Origin of the sequence: Breznakibacter xylanolyticus (assembly GCF_003254275.1) — a bacterium.
In the GTDB taxonomy this organism is placed as follows: Bacteria; Bacteroidota; Bacteroidia; order Bacteroidales; family Marinilabiliaceae; genus Breznakibacter; species Breznakibacter xylanolyticus.
Genome location: NZ_QKZK01000016.1, coordinates 44,466 through 69,557 on the forward strand (window position 1 = coordinate 44,466; position 25,092 = coordinate 69,557).

Sequence of the window (25,092 nt, forward strand, 5' to 3'; positions counted from 1 at the left end):
ACTCGTATGTCAACATTTGATATTGTGATGCCCAAGATGGGTGAGAGTGTCGAAGAAGCCACCATCACCCGATGGTTTGTATCGGTGGGCGATGCCGTGAAGGAGGACGATCCGATATTAGAAATAGCGACCGATAAAGTCGACTCAGAGATACCATCTCCGGTAGCCGGCGTGGTGAAAGAAGTGCGATTTGAAGTCAACGCAGTGGTTCCTGTGGGACAAATTGTGGCCGTCATTGCCCTTGAGGGAGCCGAATTGACCGAAAAAACTGCGGTTGAAAATGTTTCGGCTGTAGACATTGTTCAAAAAACTGAAGATGTAGATGTTAAATCGGATTTAGTCAAGCGCGAAGATTTGGGATTGGAGTCAGAGAGATTCTATTCGCCATTGGTTCGCAGCATCGCATCGGCCGAAGGTATTACGGCACGTGAGCTCGATGCCATTCGTGGTAGTGGGATGGAAGGCCGGGTTACCAAGGAGGATGTATTGGCTTATTTGTCACAAAAAAAATCGGCTGCACAAGGTACCGACAAACTGCTTCCATCAGCAGAAAATCCTGTTTCTTCTGCTTCCGCTGCTCCAGTGTCGTCAACACCCAAGGCATCGGTATCGCTTTCGGCAGGGGATGAAATACGTCAAATGGATCGCATGCGAAAACTCATTGCCGATCACATGGTCATGTCTAAGCAGGTGTCGCCGCACGTAACTTCTATTGTCGAAGCCGATGTAACCAACATCGTATTATGGCGCGAAAAGAGCAAAGATGCATTTTTAACCAAATATGGAGAGAAGTTGACCTATATGCCCGTGTTTACCGAGGCTGTGGCCAAGGCGCTTCGCGATTTCCCGGGGGTGAACGCATCGGTGGATGGCGATCAAATCATCTATCGCAAAAATGTGAACGTTGGCATTGCCGTCTCTTTGCCATCGGGAAATTTGATTGTTCCGGTCATCAAACAAGCCGATCAGAAAAATTTGGCAGGGCTGGCCAGTGACATCAATCGTTTGGCCAACGAGGCGCGAACCAACAAGCTATCGCCCGATGCCATTCAAGGAGGCACCTTTACCATTACCAATTTCGGCTCGTTCCACAACATCATCGGAACCCCCATCATCAATCAGCCGCAAGTGGCTATTTTGGCAACAGGCACCATCGAGAAGAAGCCTGCAGTGATTGAGACTCCCACGGGCGATGTGATTGCCATCCGCCACAAGATGTTCTTGTCGTTATCCTACGACCACCGCATTGTGGATGGAGCCTTGGGCGGAGGCTTTTTACGCCGCATTGCCGATTATCTGGAAGCATTTGCTCTTGATACTCCCATTTGATTGGACGTGGGAAGGGGTATTAAATACAGTTGTTTGCTGAGCCTAAAAAATCCACACAATCACGAGTTGTGACGAATGGGCTTAAATATTTAAACACATAGGGCATCTTTGACTGATAAAAATAAATAATCAACAGAACAGTATCCTAAAGTCTCTCCTTGAGGGATGAGAGGAAAAAATTATAATCATATGAAAAGTGATGTGCCGGTACGCTATAGTATCAAGAAGACCGATAAAGAGACCCTTTTAAAGTGGTATCATTTAATCACTTTGGGGCGGACGCTCGATGACCGGGCGCCCAACTACCTGAAGCAGGCTGTCGGGTGGAGCTATCATGCGCCGGCTGCCGGACATGATGGCATTCAACTGGCCATCGGACAGGTGTTTCGTCGCAACAAGGATCATTTGTTTCCCTATTATCGCGATTTGCAGACCTGCGTGTCGGCTGGTATGACGGCCGAAGAGATCATTCTCAACGGGATTTCCAAAGATGCCGATGTGGCCGGAGGGGGGCGACACATGTCGAACCATTTTGCCAAGCCGGCTTGGAACATTCATAACGTATCGTCGTGCACGGGTAATCATACATTGCATGCAGCCGGTGTGGGACGTGCGCTCAAGACCTATGGCGAAAATGATGCCGTGGTGATTAGTTCGCAAGGCGAATCGTCGGTATCGGAGGGCTACGTTTACGAGGCCATAAATGGCGCATCGCGCGAACAGTTGCCTGTGGTGTTTGTTTTTCAGGATAATGGCTACGGTATTTCAGTTCCCAAGCAGGATCAGACGGCCAATCGCAAAGTGGCTCGAAATTTTGAATCGTTGAAAAACCTGCGCGTGATTTATTGCAATGGAAAAGATGTATTTGATTCAATAAATGCCATGACAGAGGCTGTTACCTGGGCCATGGAGAATCAAAAACCTGTGATCGTGCAGGCCAACTGTGTTCGCATTCATTCGCATTCCAACTCAGACCGTCACGAACTTTATCGCGATGATAATGAGTTGAGTTATGTGAAGGAGTATGATCCTGTTGAAAAATACAAACGTTTGTTATTGCGCTATCAACGGGCGACAGAGTCCGAACTCACTGAAATAGATGAGCGTGTAAAGGAGGAGGTGAAAGAAGCACATCGCAAAGCGATGGCCGCACCGGCTCCGTCACCGGATTCGATTTTTGATTATGTGTTACCGCCGGCGTATGTTTCGAATAAGTATCCCGATGGGGTTCATCACCAGGAGGGTGACAAAGTCAAGTTTATTCAGGCTCTAAACGAAGCACTCAAAGCTGAATTCCGACACAATCCCGACACTTATTTATGGGGACAGGACGTGGCCAACAAGGATAAGGGGGGGATTTTTAACGTTTCCAAAGGCATGCAGCAGGAATTTGGGAAAACACGCGTGTTTAACGGGCCCATTGCTGAAGATTACATTTTGGGAACCGCCAACGGGATGTCGCGTTATAACCGTAATATGCGCATCGTGGTGGAAGGTGCCGAGTTTGCTGATTATTTTTGGCCGGCCATGGAACAATTTGTCGAGACCACTCATGAGTATTGGCGAACCAAGGGACAATATTCGCCCAATATTACAGTCCGATTGGCATCGGGCGGATACATTGGTGGTGGCTTGTATCATAGTCAGAACATCGAAGGAGCCCTGATGACCTTTCCGGGCGTGCGTATAGTGTATCCTTCGTTTGCCGACGATGGGGCCGGGTTAATTCGCACAGCCATGCGCAGCGAAGGGATGACGGTGTTTATGGAGCCCAAGGCACTTTATAACGCCCCCAAAGCGGCCACTGTGGTTCCCGACGATTTTGAGGTGCCTTTCGGAAAGGCTCGGATTCGTCGTTCAGGAACCGATTTGACCATTATAACCTACGGCAACACCACGCACATGTGCCTAGAGGTGGCCGAGCAGCTCCAACAAGAGGGTAAGGCCAGTGTCGAGGTCATTGATTTGCGCTCGTTGGTTCCGCTCGATAAAGAGGCAATCCGCACATCGTTGAGCAAGACTTCGCGTGCCCTGGTGGTTCACGAAGACAAAGTATTTGGGGGTTTTGGAGGCGAAGTGGCTGCAATGATCGGCGACGAGATGTTTGAGCTCCTGGACGCCCCCGTGCGACGTGTTGGCTCCACGTTTACGCCTGTTGGGTTTAATAGAATTTTGGAAGCGGCCATTTTGCCCGGTAATGATCGTATTTATCAGGCTGCTGTGCAATTGATACATTATTGATGATATAAATCTCATGAAGATGTCTACAGCTTTGACAAATAGGAGGTTGATTATTGGAAGAAGTGCAGAATTGCATGAGTATATCAGTACCATCTAAAAATCATTGTTTTGCGTCTTGATATTTAAATCTTAATACATTTATAAACAGATGAAACGAGCCATGTGTAGGCCTTATTCACACAGGAGGATGATTCTTGGCGAGTTCCATGTGGCCATTGAATAACAAATTTTAAACACATGAAAAAGACTGCGATCATATACAGTTATCGGTCGGTGAAAACCCGCCAGCAGGTACAAAAAATCATCCATCAATTTGGAGACGACCCCATCGAACAGTTGGATGCCGATAGTGTGACAGGGGATGCGATTATGCCCTATACGAACCTTATTTTGGCCGTTCCCACTTGGTTTGACGGTGAATTACCAAATTATTGGGATGAGCTATTGCCGGATCTTGAAGAGCGTAATTTCAAAGGCAAGAAGGTGGCCATTTTTGGGGGAGGCAATCAGCGTGATTATCCCGAGAATTTTGTAGATGGCATCGGCATCATGGCTCAATTTATGGAACAAAGGGGAGCCAAGCTGGTCGGATTCACATCCACCGAAGGCTATTCATTTGAAAGTTCACGTGCGGTACGGGGAAATGAGTTCATGGGACTGGCCATCGACGTGGAAAACCAGTCGGCATTGACCGATTCACGCATCGAAAAGTGGGTTCTATCGTTGAAAATTGCGTTTGATTCAAAAAAATAGTGTTTTTTTTACGGTTGGTATACAGGGATATATGATTTAATTTCATGTTTTATGGGATTTTATTGTCGGAATAGTTGCATGATACCGATTAAATCACCTATATTTGCAACCGCAAAACCAGGATGACTCAGTAGCTCAGCTGGTAGAGCACATCCCTTTTAAGGATGGGGTCCTGGGTTCGAGCCCCAGCTGAGTCACCAGTAAAAAAGCGAAACATGTTTCATGTTTCGCTTTTTTATTTAAATATATTTATGATCTAAATGTATTATTTGTTGCTAAGAGCCAGATTCGCCTTATTGGAACACTTTTGAATCTTTTGGGTAAATAAAATATGGAATTATGTCAGAGGTGGCTTTCTGAGCCCCTTTTATGGGTTTGCAACCATGCAGGTGGATATTAGGGTGCTGAATCATAAAATGACTGCAATAAATTTATAAGCGCAAATTAACTCGAGTGCTACGAAATGTTGGATTCATTGAATTTGCCAACGATTGTTCCAGACAAATCAGAATTGACTCTCTTTGTATTGCAAACTGGCAGTAATAATTAGCCACGCATAATCACAACATAATTAACCCACTCAGAAATCGCTCATTCTATAGCGCCAACTGCCTCATGAAGAATAATTCATGCAGTAAAATATCGATGTTTTCTTTAAAAACAAGTGTATAATTTGCTTTAGCAATCGAAGTTGTGGCAGCAACATCAAAATGGACGTTAGAAACGATGCTCCACTTTTATATTTTATGTCGTAATGTGATTTTTCGATGAGGGAAAATACCACACTTAAGAGACATCGATCACGCGTGGTATAAGTGAATGCGTTTTGGATGCAAAATTGGTAGTTTATAAATGTAATCAATCCTTGGAGTTACGGATGTAAATAACATGATACCACCTTCTAAATTAACAAGTGTAAAAGCACAGTTTGGATTTACACATCTAAATCATAAAATCCAGATAAAAGCAAGCGAGAGAACCCCCTATATGTAAATACAAATATTAAGAGCATAAATATTCAGTATTTCAGTGTATTACATTACCTATTTAAATAATTACTTGATAATTTAGAGTACAAATGTAAATTAATGGCCTTATCGCCCCCATTTTCATCCCTTCACATCAGTATATATGACTGATAACCAGTATTTATAATCATCTATATTAACCTATAAGTTTAATTCTTATGATTTGCTGAAAAACTCTACCACATGTTCGTGTATCACATTGATTGATTGTGAATAATTTATGGTATGCGATCAAATCGCAGGCAAATATCAAGGATAATCCATAACGTCCCACATACATTTGTAAACTACCAAATCTCATTAATAATTCACTAAAGTGAATTGAAGTATTAATTACATTTGTATATTTGCAATTACATATCTATCCACATGAAGGATCGAATTTTAAAGATTTTGCAACATGAACGGTTAACGCCGTCGAAATTTGCGGATACCATCGGTGTTCAACGCTCCAATATATCGCACATATTATCGGAGCGGAGTAAGCCCAGTCTCGATTTTCTGGCAAAAATCCTGACCCATTATCCTCAAATTAGTGGCGATTGGCTCATCACCGGACGTGGAAGCATGTTAAAAGGGAGTGTCATTCCCAAGGGGAACACATTATTTGACCAACCGACGGTGAATCGTTCGGGCATTCTGGAGTCAATATCTGGCTCTGGTTCAGATAAGGCTGAAAACACTCAAATTGCAAGTTCTGCTTCGTCTGTGACTGCAGATACTATCTCAAATGAGTCTGTCGTGGACACTGAGCCATCTAAAACGAATGAACCGATTGTTACATTGCCTCCGATGATGACACAGCTCTCTAACTTGACCGGGCTGGAGATTGAGCAGATTGTGGTATTTTATAAAAATCGAACTTTTGTGTGTTATAAGCCGGGGTAATTGTCTGATGGCGGCTTTCAGGGCGTGTAACGTCCCTGATGATGGATTCAGACCACCGGTTTTCATGATAATTTTAGGATTGCCAACGGCTCGATAATTCCTTAACTTCATGTGAACTCTTAGGAGCCAATGCATGGAGAACAGCAAAAAGCACTATATTTGCAGAGATTTTAAGGATTTATAAATGTAAATTAAGCAAACATGTGTCAGAAAAAGTATATAGATGATTTTACCGTTCTCCAGACTCGCAGGGTCACGCATGATTATGTGATCATTGATTTACAGCATCCGAGTCAACTGCCCGACATTCGTCCTGGGCAGTTTGTGCAGGTAAAAGTAGAGGATCGTCCCAATGTTTTTTTGCGACGTCCCATATCTGTTCACGATGCCGATAAAAATCAAGGTATTTTACGTCTGTTAGTGCAGGAAGTTGGTGAAGGAACCCGTTGGATGGGACAACTTGAACCAGGTCAAAAACTCAATTTGGTTTATCCGCTTGGTAACTCATTTCCCATGCCCAAAACAGATCGCGTGTTGCTTGTCGGCGGTGGTTGTGGCATTGCACCCCTTTTATTTTTAGGAAAAGAACTTCGCAAGCATGGTATTAAACCACGATTTCTCATGGGCGCCCGATCGGCTGCTCATTTAATTGACATGAGCGAATATCGGGAGCTTGGCGATGTGTATGTGACCACCGAAGATGGTTCAGAAGGGACGAAGGGCTTTGTGATACATCATCCGGTGATGAAAACCGACAAGCCTGATTTTGATGTGATTTACACTTGTGGCCCGGAGCCGATGATGAAAGTATTGGCCAAATATGCTGCCAATCATCACCTTGATTGTCATGTATCGCTCGAAAACAGCATGGCTTGTGGTATTGGAGCCTGTTTGTGTTGCGTAACGGCCACGCAACAAGGTAATAAATGTACATGTATTGATGGACCTGTATTCGATTCAAAAGATTTAAAATGGTAAACTTATCTGTCGACTTGAATGGGTTACAACTCAAAAACCCTGTGATGACTGCTTCCGGAACGTATGGTTACGGAGAGGAGTACAACGATTTTTATGATATCAATCAATTGGGGGGGATAATTGTTAAAGGAACCACGCTCAACCATCGTGAAGGGAATGCATATCCCCGGATGGCTGAAACGCCCATGGGGATGCTCAATGCCGTGGGGCTACAAAATAAAGGGGTTGAATATTTTGCAACGACCATCAATCCTCGCATCAGTCATTTCACCACCAATGTGTTGGTCAACGTATCCGGTTCGACCATTGAGGAGTATGTGGCTACAGCAGAGCGAATTGCATCATTGCCCAACATCCCCGGCATTGAGTTAAATATTTCATGTCCAAATGTGAAGGAGGGGGGCATGGCATTCGGAACCAGTTGCCCATCAGCGGTGGCGGTTGTAGAAGCGGTACGTCAGGTGTTTCCTCGTCACTTAATGGTAAAGTTATCGCCCAATGTGACCAATATTGTTGAGATTGCCAAAGGTGTTGAAGGCGCTGGTGCTGATAGCGTTTCGCTGATTAATACGCTGTTAGGAATGGCCATTGACGCTGAAAAACAGCGCCCCATGCTTTCAACCATAACCGGTGGCTTGTCGGGGCCTGCGGTGAAGCCAGTGGCCTTACGCATGGTGTGGCAGGTGGCTCGTGAAGTGAAAATTCCAGTTGTGGGACTCGGTGGAATTAGCAATGCGACCGATGCTATTGAATTTATTCTTGCCGGAGCTAGTGCCATTCAAGTGGGAACGGCCAATTTTGTGGATCCCATGGTTTGTGTTAAAATTATTGATGGCATCCGAGATTATATGATTCGGCACCAAGTGAATGATATAAAGGAGTTGGTGGGTGCTTTAAGATGTTGATTATAAGCAGTAATTGCGATTTACATTTGTGATTTACAAATGTAAATCACTTTCTATAGAATGTTTGAGATATGAATAAAATTGTGCTAATTGGATTGGTTATTTGGTTGATGTTGTTAACATCCATCCATGGTTCTGTGAAACTGTCGGAGCAGGCTCATATCTCATTGTTGACATGTTCGCCCGGTGAAGAGTTGTATTCAGTGTTTGGACATAGTGCCCTCCGGGTTTCTGATTCGGAAACAGGTCATGATTGGGTTTTTAATTATGGAACGTTTGATTTTTCTACATCGTGGTTTTATTTGAAGTTTGCGCATGGCAATTTGAATTACATGCTTTCGGTGGGGCGTTTCTCCCATTTTATGCCTGGTTACATGGTCGAAAACCGACGTGTTGAGGAACAAGTGTTGAACTTGAATGCAGTTGAACGTCAGCGTTTATTTGATGCGCTAGTGGCTAATGCGGCTCCAGAAAACCGTGATTATCGATACGATTTTTTTTATGACAATTGCGCCACACGCATTCGTGATATGGTGATTCAAGCTGTTGGGGGCAAGGTGCTTATTGATTCGGTGAGTGATCACTCGCTCTCGATGCGTCAACTTTATGGTCAGTATTTACAACATTCATTATGGACTGAGTTTGGTATCCATCTATTATTAGGAATGAAAGCAGATGTGCCTGCAACACCTTATAGCGAAATGTATTTGCCAGATTATTTGAGTCTTCAGTTTTCAAAAATGCACTTTGTACGTGATTCTTTGACGGTACCTTTGGTGAGTTCTCATTCGGTATTGTTGGAGCAAACGCCTGCGGTAACGGCAAGCAATATCGACTTGTCACCAAGACTCTTATTGTCTTTTTTCCTTTTGTTAGTTGTAGGGTTATCCTTGGCTCAGTGGCGATTGGGATGGAATTTGATTGTGCTGGATCGGTTTCTTTTTATCCTAACAGGGATGGTTGGGGTACTGTTAGCTTATTTGTGGTTCATCAGTTGTCATACCGTTACGGCTTATAATTTTAATCTACTATGGGCTTTGCCCACCAATTTGGTGATGGGGCTGATGAGTCGGCGGTGCAAGGGATATACCTTGCTCGCAAGGATTGCATTGGTGGGGACTGGGTTGTTAGGTGTTTTTTATGTATTTGTTCCTCAGCAATTTCCCGGTGGTTTATTCCTCTTGGTTTGTGCCATTGCCATTCGATTGTTTTTTTATGTTGGTATTGTGAAGAGGTTACGATAAATGATGTTTTTTTGATAAAACGATGTTTTTTTGTGACGAAAGTGCTGTTGGGTGAAACATTAAAAGAGATTCTCCATATAAAGAGCTGATTGGATCTCTTATTTAAGATGACGGAAATGAAACAAAAAATACTACATATAGGATTGATTACATTGGGGTTAAGTGCACTGGCTTTTTCCGGTACATTTTACCTGAAGGATTTTCAATCACTCGGTAACGACTTTAATACACCAATGCCCAGCGCTACATCGTTGCGGCTGAGCAATGCCTTTAGTGAATCTGATGATTTTGTTTCCTTTGATTCGCGCATGGAGGCATTTATTAAAAAATGGAATATTGCTGGTGCATCCGTGGCCATTGCCAAAGATGAGCGATTGGTTTTTGCCAAGGCTTATGGTTTTGCCGACCGAGAATTGAAAATTGCCACAGAGCCATATCATCTATTTCGTGTGGCAAGTGTCTCCAAACTGGTCACGGCAGTAGGGATTATGAAATTGGTTGAAATGGGGAAATTAGCGCTTGATTCCCGAGTGTTCGGCGTTGATGGCATTTTAAACGATTCTGCGTTTCTTAATTATGTTGATAAACGTGTTGAGCTCATCACAGTCAAACAACTTCTTGAACACAGTGCCGGTTGGACTCCACGCTATGGCGATCACATGTTCATGCCTGGTGTGGTGGCTCATAAATTAAACAAACCGCTTCCTGTTTCTGTCGATGATATTATTGTGTTTGCTTTGATGCATCGATTGCATTTTCAGCCCGACAGCCAAAGCAGCTATTCCAACCTTGGATATGCCGTTTTAGGAAAGGTTATAGAAAAAGTCACCGAGACTGATTATGAGTCATACATTCGTAAAGAAGTTCTGTTTCCGTTGGGAATATTTGATATGCGATTGGGACGTAGTTTTTTGAGTGAGCGTTTTGAAAATGAAGTTAAATATTATGAGCCCGATTCGACAATGGTCGTAGAAGATTTTCGTGGCACAGGAACAATGGTTTCAAGAACATACGGAGGTAATGACATTTACACATTAGGTGCTGCCGGAGGCTGGATTGCCAGTGCGTCTGACTTGATGAAGTTGATGTTGTCAATTGATGGCAATAGCCAAATAAGAGATATTTTAAGCTCCGAATCCATTATGACGATGACACAGCCCGAATGTCCACTTAAAAGTCCATTGGGATGGCGTAAAATAAAAGGAAATGCTTGGATTCGCACAGGTACTTTGGCTAGTGTTTCGGCCTTGATGGTTCATCAGGCAGATGGCATTTCGTATGTGGTACTGTTGAATTCCGGCACTTGGAAAGGTGCTGATTTCACTGTCGAAATTGAACGTCAAATTTCAAATTATATCGAAACCATAGCACATTGGCCTGATTACAATTTGTTCGATTTACAATTGCAGCCTATGATGCCTTTACAGCCACTTTTGACTGCCAACTAATAATACTCAGATAATACACAATCAAAAAGCCACTCAGGAATATATTTCTGAGTGGCTTTTTGATTGTGGGATAAGGGGGGATTGAATTTCGGTTTTTATTATTTGGACAAATATTGAATAACACATTAAGCTGTAATTCAATTACTTCCGTGTCTTATAATTGATATTATGTATTTTATATATGTGGAAATTTGAAGGCTATTCAGCGCCTTGTATTCTGTCTCTCATGTAAGTTATTCATCATAGGCCAACATTCGAACCATTACAAATGCAACGACACATCACGATGCAAATAATTGTATATGGCAAAAAAAAGGTGCTTCGAAATATCGAAGCACCTTTTTTTTGAAATTGAGGATTCTCAACGCATTGAATTAATTAAATCATTCACGCGATTGTAGTTAGAAAGATCGTCAAAGCGATAATAAAGACTCTTTAAGCTTTCTAACACAGAAATTTTGTCACTAGCTGTCGCACCTTCTTTTGCATCAATTACAGTGTAAGCTTTTTCCATAAAAGGTAAAGATGATTTGAAGTATCCATTGGCTTCATCACGAGCTTTATTAAATGCTTTCATATCGGTGAGCTCGTTAGCCTGGTTATTACGTTCAACACCTTTGTTGTAGAACATTACACCAAGGTTATACAAGGCATTGAAATAATTGCTATCAATTTCAATACACTTATTGTAATCGGTCTGTGCTGCATCAAAGTTTTTGCTTTGATCGTGTAAAACGCCGCGAGCATAATAGAAAGATGGATTGTTGGGATCTTTTTCGATGGCTTTATTCAGATAAGCCAATGCTTCCTGATTTTGACGTGATGACAAATAATAATTGATCAAAGTGGTCAAAATACGATCATCATTGGGATATTTCTCAAATCCATTTTTCAAGTTTGCTGCCATTTTTACTGAATCATTGGTGGTTGTAAACACCTGATGGAGCAATAAAATGGCATCGCCTCCGGCATAGTTGTAAGAAATGGTTTTTTGGAAATATTTCTCAGCTTGTTCCCAGTTCTTATCATTGTAAGCAGCCAAAGCACAATTATAAATAATGGTTGTATCAATCGCTGTAATACCGGCCATTTCGTTTACAGATAAGATTCCTTCAAAAGCTTTAAAGGCCATATCATATCGTTCTTTTTCAAAGCCACCCACGCCAACGTTTGTCAAATCGGATTTGAAGAAGGTCAATGCTAAAGTCAATTCTTTGTCGTAACGTCCAATGCCTTTGCCTTTTTCGTCTCCTTTTTGGTCGAGTTCACGAGCTTTTTGGAAAAACTCAAGAGCCTTAAATGCTGCACCTTCGTCTTTCGTCTTGGCATAAACTTTTCCGGCAACAATGAAGGTTTTAGGCCAAGTGTTTGATTTCTCATTCACAAGGGCTTCGTCAATGGCCTTGCGGGCGCCTTCCACATCGTTGGTGGACAGTAACGATTCCGCAACTGCTACTTTGCCTTTTTGTGAATACAATCCGGCCGTTACAGCAAGCATACACACTAAAAAAGTAATCCGTTTCATTTTTCTTGTTTAAAGTTTGTGCAAAATTGATTATTGATTTTCAGTTTCCGATTCTTCCGTGGTGTCCGTTAAATCGGTATTTTCATTGTTTAAATCGAGAATTTCTTCGGGTATTTCCTCGGTTTCTTCAGCCTTCACTCGTGTGACTGAAGCTATTTCATCCTGCTTTTTGTCCAGATTGATCAATCGAACGCCTTGGGTGGCACGTCCGGCAACACGTATCTGTGCAACTGCCAAGCGGATGGTGATACCCGATTTATTGATGATCATTAAATCGTTATCATCGGTAACATTCTTAATCGAGATGAGGGCGCCTGTTTTTTCTGATATTTTCATGGTTTTGACGCCCTTACCGCCACGATTGGTGATGCGATAATCATCCAGGTCGGAACGTTTGCCAAAACCTTTTTCCGAAACCACTAAGATATGATCGTTTTTGTCCTGAACACAAATCATGCCAACGACAGCATCATTATCATCATCGAGAGTGACTCCCCGAACGCCGGCTCCGGTACGACCAATGCTGCGAACTTTGTTTTCGGGGAAACGAATGGCTCGTCCACTACGGGTGGCCATTAAGATTTCTGATTCCCCGTCGGTGAGTCTGGCTTCAATCAGCTCATCATTTTCTTTAATGGTGATGGCGATTACCCCATTTTGGCGTGGACGACTATAATCTTCCAGTGGCGATTTTTTGATGATGCCCTGGCGTGTCGCCATTATTATAAAATGCTTTTTAACGTATTCTTTGTCAGTGAGCTGTTTTACTTTGATGAAACCTTTCACTTTATCGTCGCCATCGATATTCAAAAGATTTTGAATGGCTCTTCCTTTTGAGCTTTTAGACCCCTCGGGGATTTCGTAAACCTTCAGCCAGAAACACCTTCCTTTTTCGGTGAAAAAGAGCATGGTGTTGTGCATGGATGCCGGATAAATATGCTCAATAAAGTCTTCATCGCGCGTGGTTGATCCTTTGGATCCGACCCCTCCCCTGCTTTGAGTTTTGAACTCTGCCAGAGGCGTCCGTTTGATATAACCCATGTGCGAAACGGTGATGATCATCTCGTCATCGGCATAGAAATCTTCGGGGTTAAATTCTTCGGAGCTGTACACAATCTGTGTGCGTCGCGCATCACCATATTTTTCTTTTATTTCAAGCAATTCGTCCTTGATAATACTCATACGGAGTTCTTCGCTTGCCAATATTTCTTTTAAATAGGCAATGAGTTTCATCAGCTCTGAATGTTCTTCGCGCAATTTATCCTGTTCCAGACCTGTGAGTTGTCGCAAACGCATGTCAACAACCGCACGCGATTGAATTTCAGTTAAATCAAAACGTTTCATCAACGTTTCGCGTGCAGCATCGGGCGACGAAGCAGCTTTGATGATCGCAATCACTTCGTCAATGTTGTCGGAGGCAATGATAAGTCCCTCAAGAATGTGAGCCCGCTTTTCAGCCTGATCCAGTTCATATTGGGTGCGACGAACAACCACTTCGTGACGGTGTTCGACAAAGCACTCAATCATATCTTTGAGATTCAACAACTTTGGTCGACCTTTTACCAGCGCAATGTTATTGACACCAAACGAGCTTTGAAGAGCGGTATTTTTATACAAGTGATTGAGAACCACATTCGATATGGCATCCCGCTTCACATCCACCACGATCCGCATTCCTTCACGATCCGATTCATCGTTGACATTGGAGATGCCTTCGATTTTCTTTTCGTTAACCAGTTCAGCAATTTTCATGATCAACTCAGCTTTGTTGACCATGTATGGTATTTCGCGAATGATAATTTTTTCGCGACCGCCATCTGTTTCAATTTCGGCTTTCGCACGTATGATGACACGACCACGCCCTGTTTCAAAGGCCTCTTTTACACCTTGATATCCATAAATAATGGCTCCGGTAGGAAAATCAGGTGCTTTAATAAAGTGCATCAATTCCGGAATGGTGATGTCACGTTTTTCGATGTAAGCCACAATGCCATCTATGGTTTCCGTCAGGTTATGGGGGGCCATATTGGTTGCCATCCCCACGGCAATACCTGAAGATCCATTGATGAGCAAATTAGGAATCCGCGATGGTAAAACGGTAGGTTCCGAAAGTGAATCGTCGAAGTTTAGTTGGAAGTCAACAGTGTTTTTATCTATGTCATTGAGCATCTCGTCGGCCAAACGGCTTAAACGGGCTTCGGTGTAACGCATGGCAGCGGGGCTATCGCCATCCACACTTCCAAAGTTACCCTGACCATCGACCATGGGATAACGTAATGACCATTGCTGAGCCATACGAACCATGGCAAAATAAACCGATGAATCGCCGTGTGGGTGAAATTTACCAAGTACCTCCCCCACAATCCTGGCCGATTTTTTATAAGGTTTGTTGTATGTTACTCCCAGTTCATTCATTCCGAAGAGGACCCTTCTGTGTACGGGCTTTAAGCCGTCTCGCACATCGGGCAACGCCCTGGAAACAATCACTGACATTGAATAATCAATGTAAGCCGACTTCATTTCCTCTTCAATGTTAATCTGAATAATTCTCTCTTCTTCAGCCATTTATTACGCATTTTTCGGGTGACTAATAACTCGTCATGAAACATTAGAATGTTCCATTTTTAAACGGCCTAATTTAGTCAAAAATTGCGAACTACGACCGGCTGTGGTGTGACTATTTATTAACAATTACGCAGAAAAAAATATTCTCATTTGTTTTATTTTTAAAGCTTCAAATGCGTATTTTTAAGCAACAATATTGTAATTCTATTGTTAAGTAAAATAAAGCAGGATTATATGGATTTAAACTTTTCACCACGTGCGCGAGATGTTCTGAGTTTCAGCAAGGAAGAGGCGGAACGATTAGGAAACCGATACATCTCTCCGGAGCATTTAATGCTTGGTCTAATCCGGGAAGGTGAAGGAACTGCAATTGAACTGATGGCGCAACTCAACGTCGATCTCTTTTCGGTGCGTCAGCGATTGGAAGAAAAATTGAGGGAAGATAATCCCATACAAGCCGATAACATTCCGTTATTGAAATCTTCTGAGCGTATCTTGAAATTGGTTCAACTTGAAGCTCGAGCGACTAAAAGTAAACAAATTAATACCGGACATTTGTTTTTAGCATTGTTACGGGAAAAATCATCTTATATCTGTGAGCTTATGGCACAAGAAAATATTGAATACGAAAAAGTTAAAGGATTGATGGAGAAAACTCTCCCTAAGGCAAAATCCGACTTTCCTGAAGATGATGATGCTGATAGCCCATTCTCATCTTCGGGGGGCAGCGATGCTCCCCGACAACCCGGTGCTAAAAGTGGATCGGATACACCGGTACTCGATAATTTTGGAACCGATATTACCAAAGCAGCTGAAGAGGGGCGATTGGATCCGATTGTCGGACGTGAACGAGAAATTGAGCGATTGGCTCAAATTCTTAGTCGCCGTAAAAAGAATAATCCCATCCTCATTGGAGAGCCAGGGGTTGGTAAATCGGCCATAGCCGAAGGGTTGGCGTTGCGTATTATCCAAAAAAAGGTGTCGCGCGTGTTGTTTGACAAGCGCGTGGTGACGCTCGATTTGGCTTCAATTGTTGCCGGCACCAAATATCGCGGTCAGTTTGAAGAGCGGATGAAGGCCATTTTAAATGAATTGAGTCGTAATCCTAACGTGATTCTTTTTATTGATGAAATTCACACCATTGTAGGTGCGGGTGGTGCAACCGGATCACTGGATGCAGCCAACATGCTTAAGCCTGCTTTGGCGCGTGGTGAAATACAGTGCATTGGTGCCACCACCCTTGATGAATATCGACAGCACATTGAAAAAGATGGTGCTTTGGAGCGTCGATTCCAAAAAGTGATGATTGAACCTACTTCGGTGGACGAAACCATGGTGATTCTCAATAACATAAAAGAGAAATATGAAGATCACCACAATGTGATATATACCGAAAAGGCTATTGAAGCTTGTGTGAAGTTGACCGAGCGATACATCAGTGACCGTCATTTGCCTGATAAAGCCATTGATGCCCTTGATGAAGCAGGTTCGCGTGTGCACATCTCCAATATTGTGGTGCCCGAGTCGATTCTTTCTCTTGAAAAAGACATTGAAGAGGTGAAAGAAAACAAGTTGAGAGCTGTTAAGGCACAAAACTTTGAATTGGCTGCGAGCTTCCGCGATAAAGAAAAATCGCTCATCGAGAGCTTAGAGAAGGCTAAAAGTAATTGGGAAGAGGAATTGATGAAGCACCGCGAAATGGTTGACGACGAGAAAGTTGCCGAAGTGGTTGCCATGATGACCGGTATTCCTGTGCAACGGGTGGCTCAAGCCGAAGGCATGCGTTTGTTAAAAATGAGCAATGAACTCAAAGGCACGGTGATTGGTCAGGAAGATGCAATTCAAAAGGTGGTAAAAGCGATTCAGCGCAATAGGGCCGGCTTGAAGGATCCTAACCGCCCCATCGGGTCGTTTATCTTTTTAGGCCCTACCGGCGTGGGGAAAACTCACTTGGCAAAAGTACTCACCCAATATTTGTTTGACAGTGCTGATGCGTTAATTCGTATCGACATGAGTGAATACATGGAGAAGTTCTCAGTATCGCGACTGGTTGGAGCTCCTCCGGGATATATCGGGTACGAAGAGGGTGGTCAGCTTACCGAAAAGGTGCGCCGTCGCCCTTATTCTGTCGTGCTTTTAGATGAAATTGAAAAGGCACACCCTGATGTCTTTAATTTATTGCTTCAGGTGCTTGACGAAGGTCGATTGACCGATAGTTTAGGGCGTCGTGTGGATTTTAAAAACACAATTATCATCATGACCTCGAACATTGGTTCGCGTGAGTTGAAGGATTTTGGAAGAGGTGTGGGTTTTGTGACGCCTAATCGGGAAAACGACGGCGATCATGCCCGCCATGTGATTGAAAAAGCGCTCAAAAAGGCGTTTGCGCCTGAGTTTTTGAACCGTATTGATGACGTGATTGTGTTTAATCCATTGGAAAAAGACGACATTTTCAAAATCATTGATATTGAATTGAAAGGTCTTTACAATCGCATTGCATTGATGGGTTATAAATTGGAGATTTCACCGGAGGCCAAAGATTTCATTGCTTCAAAAGGTTATGATCCTAATTTTGGTGCTCGTCCTCTAAAGCGAGCGATACAAAAGTACCTTGAAGATGAGATGGCCGAAGTGATTATTGAAGCCAGCGTATCTGAAGGTGATTTGATAAAGGTTGATTTTGACCCTGAACAAATTAAAATCATCACCAGTATAGGAACCAACCAGGCTGATGTTAAATCACTGAAAGAAAAGGCGCAGGAAAAGGATAAGAATTGATTTTCTTGTTGTGATATACATTAGAAGCAGCATCTCCCTTATCTGAGATGCTGCTTTTTTTATGATTGATTAATTGAATTAAAACCGATTTTGGAATCAGTTCTGTAGGATGTGTTTCAAGTATTTCATTTTTTTGCTCAATTAATTCAATGCAAAAGAGCCACTTCCTTTCGGAAATGGCTCTTTATTTTTAATGTTATTTTTATTCTGCCAATCGGCTATTAATTTCAGCCATGGGTTTTACGATACGTTCGTCATCGGCTGCAGCATATTTAGCCGCTTTTTCGAACCAAGGCTTCGCCTCAGCAAATTTGACTTTCACTTTTGCATTGAGCTCGTCCAACTCTTTTTGGTCGGCTGGTTTCGCTGCTTTAAGCATATCTGCTGCTTCGTTGTATGGTTTTGATCCTTCCTTTAAATAGTAGGTGATAACCAACGCTTTCATTTTATCAAGAATGGTGCTTGCTGCATATTTTTCCATGATTGAGGTCATGTAGACTTCCATTTCGGCATCTTTGTCGAGCTTATTGAGGGCATAACCCACATAGAAAGCAGACTGGTCGGGACGATAACTCAGGCTTTCCGACTGCTTGTAATACTCAATTGCTTTGTCGTAATTTTCAAGTGTTCGAGCACATGTTGCGGCATTGTAATAAACCACTCCTTCAGGAGCATCTTTGGTGATCTCCATGACTTGTTCGTAAGTGGCGAGGGCCTTTTTGTAGTCTTTTACCTTCAGTGCATCTACGGCTTCATTTTTCAGCGTGATGGCACTTTTCTCTTCCTGTGCGTTGACGGTTGAAAACAAAACTGTTACTGCCAAGGCTGCTGTCACTAAATACTTCATAACTAAACTTGCTTTTATAGTTTTAATATAATTGAATGTTCTTTTATTGTAAAATTAAGATTTTTCTACTCCTTTCTACTTGTTTTTGGTGAAAAAGTTTGAATTTCTTATTAACATTTGCAAATTCAAGATACAGAAATTGTGCCAAACTGAACAGGTTTGTAATAAAAAACGCCCATGCAGGATGCATGAGCGTTGAAAATACTGGGTTTGATGTCCGATTTTAAATCAAAACAGCTTTAAGATCTGTTAACGCGGCATTGATTTCTTTGGCTTGTTTGGTGCCTTTGAAAAAGGCTGCCAATCGATCGGGTACGGGAACTTTTTGACCAATGACGGGTTCCACCACTTCGGGGAATTTGGCCGGATGAGCGGTCTCCATAAACAAGCCATTTTCTGACGGTTGAAGCATCCGTTCAAGCGCTTCGTAGCCCGTAGCACCGTGAGGATCGAGGATGTATCCGGTTTTCTCAAAAACACGTTTCATTGTGGCGCGAATTTCTTCGTCGGTAAATGAACAGGCTTCAATATTTGCTTTTACTTTTTCGTATTGATGCTCAAAGAGGTTTTCGATGCGTACGAAATTGCTGGGATCTCCCACGTCCATCGCATTGGCAATGGTTGCGACCGATTTACGAGGCTGATACTTTCCGTTAACGAGATATTGAGGAACCACATCGTTGGCGTTGGTTGCAGCTATAAAGCGTTTCACCGGCAATCCCATGCGGGCAGCGACCAAGGCTGCTGTGATGTTTCCAAAGTTACCACTGGGCACGCACATCACTACGTCGTCTTTGTCTTGAGCTTTCAATTGTGCATAACCATAATGGTAATAAACCGATTGTGGCAGCAGTCGAGCCAGATTAATTGAGTTGGCCGACGTAAGAACCATTTTGCTATTAAGTTCAGCATCCATAAATGCTTCTTTGACCATACGCTGGCAGTCATCGAAGGTTCCATTTACTTCAATGGCTGTGATGTTTTGGCCGAGCGTGGTAAATTGTTTTTCCTGAACATCGCTGACAAGTCCTTTGGGATAAAGCACAAAAACGTTAATTCCCGGAACTTTGTAGAATCCATTGGCAACAGCACTGCCGGTATCGCCCGATGTTGCCACCAGGATGTTGATTTCCTTGTCCATCCCTTTGACAAATTCGCCCAGGATACGTGCCATAAAGCGTGCTCCGACGTCTTTAAAGGCACAAGTGGGACCATGAAAGAGTTCGAGTGTATGGATATTGGCGGAGATGTGTTTTACGGGAATCTCAAAATTTAATGCATCTGCAACCAGGCTTGCAAAATGGGTTTCATCGATATCGGGACAAAAAAAGGGTTTAAGAGTCTCGAAGGCAATTTCGGGCAGCGATAACTTATCGATGTTTTGAAAAAATGAAGTCGGTAATTGGGGAATTAGTTTGGGCATATACAACCCTTTGTCTTCGGCCAACCCTTTTAATACCGCCTCTTTGAGTCCCACCATGCGTTGTGGGGAATTGATGCTATAATACTTCATGTGTAAATAATTTGTTTTTCAGTTGCCACATGAAACTCGCCAATGATCATCCTTTTGTGAGTGGATGGCTCGTTTCATTGAATAATGAATTGTGATTTTTTGAGTATAAACGGAATGTCTGTGTTTCTATTTTTTAATTCAGCCATCCAACCCATGTATTGAGATTTTTGCACATGAATATTACACAAAATGCTGAATGGTGACAAAATAAAAAAACCAGGCAAATTTATAATTTGCCTGGCAATAGTCGCTTGTTGTTTTCTATTTTTTTACCAAGGTTTGCATGAATTCCACTCCGTTGAGAGTTCCATAACAACCTTGCTTGACCGATTGCTCATTGTACTCATTCACCTGATCTCCTTTTTCGTTGGGGCGGTATATCATAAACGGGATCGCATCGCGTGTATGTGTACGCAAGGCACAGGGAGTTGGGTGGTCGGGCAAAAAGGCAATGGTAACATTGTTTTTACCGTTCACAATTTTTTCAAGTACCGGTTTTACTACTTTTTGGTCAATGTCCTCAAGAGTTTGAATTTTAAGCTTCACATTTCCCTCATGGCCGGCTTCATCGGGCGCTTCGATGTGAAGATATACGTAATCGGTTGTTTCTAAAGCATCTATGGCAGCCTGTGCTTTTCCTGCATAGTTCGTGTCAAATAAACCCGTGGCTCCTTCAACCTGAATCGATTGTAGACCGGCATAACGGCCGATGCCATGTATCAGGTCCACAGCCGAAATCACGGAACCCGTCGCGATTCCATATTGTTGTTGAATGGTTGGCATTTGCGGACGATAACCTGGCGACCAAGGCCAAATGGAATTGGCAGTGGCTTTTCCGGCTTGGGCTCGCTTAATGTTGACAGGATGGTTGGCCAAAAATTTTTGTGAACGCTCAATTAAATCGGTAACGATATTCAATATTTCTTTGTTTTGACCACTTGCATCACTTGGCATTACATCGGCCACCGCACTACCGGGAACATCGTGTGGAGGGGTGCATTCAATTAATCCGTTAGCATTTTTTATGACCAAAAGATGGCGATAGCTCACTCCTGGATAAAAACGTACCCGATCGGTTGCAAATTCTGCATTAAGGGCATCAATGAGAATATGAGCTTCTTCGTTCGAAATATGACCTGCTGAATGGTTGAGGATTTTATCATCCTTGATAGAGATCAAATTGCATCGAAAAGCCAAATCATCTTTATCTAATTCAACGCCCATGGCAGCAGCTTCAAGTACGCCACGTCCATTGTAGTATTTCTCAGCATCATAGCCCATGACGGTCATGTTGGCCACTTCGCTCCCGGGGTGTAACGATGCGGGAACGGTATTTAAAAGTCCCGTACCAGACATGGCACACAAAGCGTCGATATGGGGGGTGTTTGCTGCCATGACGGGGGTGAGACCGTTTAATTCAGCAATAGGATGATCGGCCAATCCATCGGCCAGTATCACCAAGTATTTCATGGGGGCACTCATATTTTAATGGTTTACTTTATTTAATGTTGTAATGACAAGAAATTGTGGGAGTAAGTTCAAGCGAAGCAAATCTTTTAATGTTTTTTTTGACTCCCTCCTGCCCTATTAAATGTAATTAATTGATATTGGCCACCTTTATGATGTCGGCAAATACCCCAGCTGCAGTTACATCAGCACCGGCGCCATAGCCTTTTATTTGCATGGGGTGTTCGTTGTAATGCTCCGACCAGATGAGGATGATGTTGTTGCTGCCTTCCAAATCGTAAAATGGATGGTTTCGATCCACTTCAATAAGTCCCACTTTGGCTTTCCCGTCAGAAAGACGTGCAGCATATCGCAATCGTTTGCCCTCCGATTCAAGTTTCTGACGTCGTGCTTCGTATTCAGCGTTCAGCTCGCCCACTTTCGACATAAAAGCATCGAGCGAAGGCAAATTAATATACGCCTGAGGCACAAATGGTTCCACCTCAACATCCTCCTTTTCCATCACATAACCCGCTTCACGTGCCAATATCAAGAGTTTTCGCACCACATCGGTACCACTCAAATCCACGCGAGGATCGGGTTCGCTGTAGCCTTTTTCTTTGGCTTCGGTAATCACTTGCGATAATGGTTTATCCTTCGATAACGTATTGACAATAAAATTGAGGGTGCCTGAAACCACCGCTTCCAGTCGGATGATTTTATCGCCACTCTTCACCAAATCATTAATGGGCGCAATAATAGGCAAACCGGCACCCACATTGGTTTCGAAATGAAACTTCACCCCTTTTTCTCTAGCCGTTTCTTTAAGCTTGATGTACGATTGGTACGATGATGAACTGGCAATTTTATTGGCTGTTACCACCGATATGTTCGCTTCGAGAAGTGATTGATAAATGGCAGCCACATCTTCGCTGGCAGTGCAGTCCACGAAAACACTATTGGCCAGATTCATGGATATGATTTGATCCCTGAAGTCAGTGATGGATCCCTTAAGGCCTTCTTCTTTGAGTTGATGAACAGCAGTTGCCGGATCCATTCCTTCGCGGTCAAAAATCATGGCATTGCTACTGGCCAGGCCAGCCAAACGAATTCGAAGTCGATTGTTTTTAAGTAGCTTATCTTGCTGTTCGCTAATTTTCTTCAATAACTTCCCTCCCACGGTTCCTTTGCCGACCAAAAAGAGGTTTAATCGCGAGTAATCCGATAAGAAGAATGACTCGTGTATGACGTTGATGGCCTTTTTAATATCTTTCTCTTTGATGACAAAGGAAATGTTTAATTCCGAGGCGCCTTGAGCGATGGCAAATACATTTACCCCGTTTTTACCGACACTGTTAAACAGCATGCCGGCAATACCGGTGGTGCGTTTCATGTTCTCCCCCACAATGGCTACCACGGCCATTTCGGTATCAATGGATATTTTATTGATTTGTTTTAGCGCAATTTCTCGTTTAAATTCTTGTTCGATGGCTTTTTGTGCCACCATGGCCTGTTCGGTATCAATCACAATGCTGATGCTGTTTTCCGATGATGCCTGTGATATGAGGATGACATTGACCTCTTTGGCGGCTAGCGATGAAAACAGACGCATGGAGATGCCGGTAACACCAACCATCCCAATTCCTTGAACGGTAACAAGTGATACCCCTTTGATGGATGAGATGCCTTTAATGGGGCGGTGTGACGAGATATTTTCCTTTTCGGCATTGATTAAAGTGCCGGGAGCCACCGGATTAAAGGTGTTTTTAATTTTGATGGGGATATTTTTTTGATATACCGGCAAAATTGTTGGCGGATAGATGACTTTTGCACCAAAATGCGACAATTCCATGGCTTCAGCATAGCTGAGTTTGTCAATGCAATAGGCTCTGCTGATCACTCTTGGGTCTGCCGTCATAAAACCATCTACATCGGTCCATATTTCAAGCATTTGAGCATCGAAAGCAGCGGCCAAAATGGCTGCCGTATAATCAGAGCCTCCGCGCCCAAGGGTTGTATTTTCATTCTTGCGGTTGCTGCTGATAAAGCCAGGGAAAAGTGAACGAGCTCCCAAGCTTGCTTTAACTTCGCACAGCAGGCTTTGCGTCATCTCCTGATCTACCTGACTGCGGCCATACTCGTAATTGGTTTTAATGTATTCACGGCTATCATACCATTTCATGCCCGGTATGTATTGTGCAATGATTTTTGATGAGAGCCGCTCTCCCATGCCGGAAACGCTTTCGAGGCTTTTTTTACTGAGCTCTTTTATCAAAAAAACGCCTTTTAGGATGGCTTTTAACTCTTCAATCTCGGGATCAATGGATTGAATCACAGCAGGGGATGTGGAGGCATCAAAAAGTGTGTTGACAACTTCGTGGTGGGTGGCAATGATGCTATCGAGTTTTTCAAAACATTCGCGGTTCCCTTCGGCAGCCATTTTGGCGGCTTGAATTAACCGATCGGTTACGCCACCAACGGCTGACACCACCACAATTACTTGTTCGTCAATAGCTTCAACAATGGCTTTGACACGTGATATATTCTGGGCAGAACCAACCGAGGTACCACCAAATTTTAAAACTCTCATAAATTAAAAGGATTGATTGGAATAATTGATTTTGAACACGTTGACCGAAAAAAATCATGATTGACCCCCTAAGGGGTGGTCGTGAATACAAACATATCGGTATAAATCATGTTCATGGGTTACTCCTTTGAATTTTAATGCGAGCAAAAATAGCGAAAAATTACAATTCGACAACCCATTCACTGCGCCCTTGAATCATGAAAATGGTTCACTGCAATGATTTTTCGTTACGATTCCTTTTTCATGTTTCGCAACGGCGTCTATACTCGTTTGCAATGCTATTTTTGTGGTTCAAAAATGGAAACCATGACATTAAAAGATAAACGAATTTTACTCACCGGCGCCACTTCGGGCATCGGTCGTGATTTGGCAATCATGCTGGCAGAGCAGGGAGCACATTTGGCACTGTGCGGCCGATCTGAGGATAAAATGCAGACGTTGATAAACGACTTATCGATTGACGGGGGAAAAATTGTGACGGATACTTTTTCGGTCACCAATGAGCAGCACATCATCCATTTTGTAGCAAAAGCATCGCTTGAAATGGGTGGCATTGATATTGTCATCAACAATGCCGGCCTCAATTCAGCACGTGCCAATGTTGCTGACATCCTAACCGATGATTTTGACCACATGGTGGCAGTCAACCTTCGTGCACCCTTTATATTTATGCGTGAAGCTTATAAGGCCATGCAACCTCAATAAAATGGGATGATTGTGAATGTGTTGTCTACGGCTTGTCTCTACTCAAACGAAGGAATTGGTGCCTACACCGCTTCCAAGTCGGGGCTTGAAGCGTTGACCAAAGTTTTCAGAAAAGAGGCTCGTAAAGATGGGATCAAAGTGTGTAGCATATATCCGGGTGGAACCGATACCCCATTTCGGAGCAATGATCGCCCTGATTATATGACTTCAAAAAGTGTGGCGAAAACCATCCTCAGCATGTTAATGCTCCCCGACGATGTGGTGATGCACGATGTGGTATTTCGCCCTATGATTGAATCAAATTTCTAA

General features: G+C 43.1%; 15 protein-coding genes, 1 tRNA gene and 1 pseudogene. 11 read left to right on the forward strand and 6 right to left on the reverse strand.

Annotated features, from left to right (window positions below; all coding sequences use genetic code 11):
• The first annotated feature begins 6 nt into the window (after nt 1–6).
• The 9 genes from LX69_RS10665 (at nt 7) to LX69_RS10705 (ending at nt 10,814) form a co-directional block, all read left to right on the forward strand.
• Entirely contained in the window at nt 7–1,329 is a 1,323-nt protein-coding gene (locus LX69_RS10665; RefSeq protein ID WP_111446019.1) for a dihydrolipoamide acetyltransferase family protein, read from the forward strand.
• 189 nt (nt 1,330–1,518) lie between these two features.
• Nucleotides 1,519–3,570, forward strand: coding sequence for an alpha-ketoacid dehydrogenase subunit alpha/beta (locus LX69_RS10670; RefSeq protein WP_111446020.1), 2,052 nt, complete (start codon nt 1,519–1,521; stop codon nt 3,568–3,570).
• 237 nt (nt 3,571–3,807) lie between these two features.
• Nucleotides 3,808–4,323 (forward strand): flavodoxin, encoded by a 516-nt coding sequence (locus LX69_RS10675; RefSeq protein ID WP_111446021.1) that lies wholly within the window; start codon nt 3,808–3,810, stop codon nt 4,321–4,323.
• Between the two features lie 124 nt (nt 4,324–4,447).
• Nucleotides 4,448–4,523, forward strand: a tRNA-Lys gene (locus LX69_RS10680).
• A 1,197-nt stretch (nt 4,524–5,720) separates the two neighbouring features.
• Nucleotides 5,721–6,239: a helix-turn-helix domain-containing protein gene (locus tag LX69_RS10685; protein ID WP_111446022.1), complete on the forward strand. Its 519-nt coding sequence runs from the start codon at nt 5,721–5,723 to the stop codon at nt 6,237–6,239.
• Nucleotides 6,240–6,440: 201 nt separating this feature from the next.
• Nucleotides 6,441–7,217 (forward strand): dihydroorotate dehydrogenase electron transfer subunit, encoded by a 777-nt coding sequence (locus tag LX69_RS10690; protein WP_111446023.1) that lies wholly within the window; start codon nt 6,441–6,443, stop codon nt 7,215–7,217.
• Nucleotides 7,211–8,122 carry a dihydroorotate dehydrogenase gene (locus LX69_RS10695; protein ID WP_111446024.1) on the forward strand — a complete coding sequence of 304 codons (912 nt, stop codon included), beginning with the start codon at nt 7,211–7,213 and terminating at the stop codon, nt 8,120–8,122. Before LX69_RS10690 ends, LX69_RS10695 begins: the two co-directional genes overlap by 7 nt.
• 71 nt (nt 8,123–8,193) lie before the next feature.
• The gene (locus LX69_RS10700) at nt 8,194–9,366 is read left to right on the forward strand and encodes a lipoprotein N-acyltransferase Lnb domain-containing protein (protein WP_111446025.1); all 1,173 of its coding nucleotides are present in this window, start codon (nt 8,194–8,196) and stop codon (nt 9,364–9,366) included.
• 116 nt (nt 9,367–9,482) lie between these two features.
• Nucleotides 9,483–10,814 (forward strand): serine hydrolase domain-containing protein, encoded by a 1,332-nt coding sequence (locus tag LX69_RS10705; RefSeq protein WP_111446065.1) that lies wholly within the window; start codon nt 9,483–9,485, stop codon nt 10,812–10,814.
• Nucleotides 10,815–11,175: 361 nt separating this feature from the next.
• On the opposite strand, the gene LX69_RS10710 is transcribed toward LX69_RS10705, so the two are convergent.
• Together LX69_RS10710 and gyrA are read right to left on the reverse strand one after the other, a co-directional pair.
• The gene (locus tag LX69_RS10710) at nt 11,176–12,339 is read right to left on the reverse strand and encodes a tetratricopeptide repeat protein (RefSeq protein WP_111446026.1); all 1,164 of its coding nucleotides are present in this window, start codon (nt 12,337–12,339) and stop codon (nt 11,176–11,178) included.
• A gap of 30 nt (nt 12,340–12,369) precedes the next feature.
• Entirely contained in the window at nt 12,370–14,904 is a 2,535-nt protein-coding gene (gyrA, locus tag LX69_RS10715; RefSeq protein ID WP_111446027.1) for a DNA gyrase subunit A, read from the reverse strand.
• A gap of 234 nt (nt 14,905–15,138) precedes the next feature.
• Between gyrA and LX69_RS10720 the strand changes: the two genes are divergently transcribed.
• Nucleotides 15,139–17,682: an ATP-dependent Clp protease ATP-binding subunit gene (locus LX69_RS10720; protein ID WP_111446028.1), complete on the forward strand. Its 2,544-nt coding sequence runs from the start codon at nt 15,139–15,141 to the stop codon at nt 17,680–17,682.
• A 202-nt stretch (nt 17,683–17,884) separates the two neighbouring features.
• On the opposite strand, the gene LX69_RS10725 is transcribed toward LX69_RS10720, so the two are convergent.
• From LX69_RS10725 to thrA, 4 genes are all read right to left on the reverse strand, one after another.
• Nucleotides 17,885–18,529, reverse strand: coding sequence for a tetratricopeptide repeat protein (locus LX69_RS10725; RefSeq protein ID WP_111446029.1), 645 nt, complete (start codon nt 18,527–18,529; stop codon nt 17,885–17,887).
• Between the two features lie 223 nt (nt 18,530–18,752).
• Nucleotides 18,753–20,042, reverse strand: a complete 1,290-nt coding sequence (thrC, locus tag LX69_RS10730; RefSeq protein ID WP_111446030.1) for a threonine synthase — start codon at nt 20,040–20,042, stop codon at nt 18,753–18,755.
• 261 nt (nt 20,043–20,303) lie between these two features.
• Nucleotides 20,304–21,524, reverse strand: coding sequence for a cofactor-independent phosphoglycerate mutase (locus tag LX69_RS10735; protein ID WP_245934998.1), 1,221 nt, complete (start codon nt 21,522–21,524; stop codon nt 20,304–20,306).
• A 115-nt stretch (nt 21,525–21,639) separates the two neighbouring features.
• Nucleotides 21,640–24,078, reverse strand: a complete 2,439-nt coding sequence (gene thrA / locus LX69_RS10740) for a bifunctional aspartate kinase/homoserine dehydrogenase I (protein WP_111446032.1) — start codon at nt 24,076–24,078, stop codon at nt 21,640–21,642.
• Nucleotides 24,079–24,384: 306 nt separating this feature from the next.
• On the opposite strand from thrA, the pseudogene LX69_RS18150 reads away from it, so the two are divergent.
• Nucleotides 24,385–25,092: pseudogene (locus tag LX69_RS18150) on the forward strand (SDR family oxidoreductase).

What these genes read in the sequence shown, in the direction of transcription:
- LX69_RS10665 (WP_111446019.1), top strand. Translation starts at nt 7, where the DNA reads ATGTCAACATTTGATATTGTGATGCCCAAGATGGGTGAGAGTGTCGAA.
- LX69_RS10670 (WP_111446020.1), top strand. Translation starts at nt 1,519, where the DNA reads ATGAAAAGTGATGTGCCGGTACGCTATAGTATCAAGAAGACCGATAAA.
- LX69_RS10675 (WP_111446021.1), top strand. Translation starts at nt 3,808, where the DNA reads ATGAAAAAGACTGCGATCATATACAGTTATCGGTCGGTGAAAACCCGC.
- LX69_RS10685 (WP_111446022.1), top strand. Translation starts at nt 5,721, where the DNA reads ATGAAGGATCGAATTTTAAAGATTTTGCAACATGAACGGTTAACGCCG.
- LX69_RS10690 (WP_111446023.1), top strand. Translation starts at nt 6,441, where the DNA reads ATGTGTCAGAAAAAGTATATAGATGATTTTACCGTTCTCCAGACTCGC.
- LX69_RS10695 (WP_111446024.1), top strand. Translation starts at nt 7,211, where the DNA reads ATGGTAAACTTATCTGTCGACTTGAATGGGTTACAACTCAAAAACCCT.
- LX69_RS10700 (WP_111446025.1), top strand. Translation starts at nt 8,194, where the DNA reads ATGAATAAAATTGTGCTAATTGGATTGGTTATTTGGTTGATGTTGTTA.
- LX69_RS10705 (WP_111446065.1), top strand. Translation starts at nt 9,483, where the DNA reads ATGAAACAAAAAATACTACATATAGGATTGATTACATTGGGGTTAAGT.
- LX69_RS10710 (WP_111446026.1), bottom strand. Translation starts at nt 12,339, where the DNA reads ATGAAACGGATTACTTTTTTAGTGTGTATGCTTGCTGTAACGGCCGGA.
- gyrA (WP_111446027.1), bottom strand. Translation starts at nt 14,904, where the DNA reads ATGGCTGAAGAAGAGAGAATTATTCAGATTAACATTGAAGAGGAAATG.
- LX69_RS10720 (WP_111446028.1), top strand. Translation starts at nt 15,139, where the DNA reads ATGGATTTAAACTTTTCACCACGTGCGCGAGATGTTCTGAGTTTCAGC.
- LX69_RS10725 (WP_111446029.1), bottom strand. Translation starts at nt 18,529, where the DNA reads ATGAAGTATTTAGTGACAGCAGCCTTGGCAGTAACAGTTTTGTTTTCA.
- thrC (WP_111446030.1), bottom strand. Translation starts at nt 20,042, where the DNA reads ATGAAGTATTATAGCATCAATTCCCCACAACGCATGGTGGGACTCAAA.
- LX69_RS10735 (WP_245934998.1), bottom strand. Translation starts at nt 21,524, where the DNA reads ATGAGTGCCCCCATGAAATACTTGGTGATACTGGCCGATGGATTGGCC.
- thrA (WP_111446032.1), bottom strand. Translation starts at nt 24,078, where the DNA reads ATGAGAGTTTTAAAATTTGGTGGTACCTCGGTTGGTTCTGCCCAGAAT.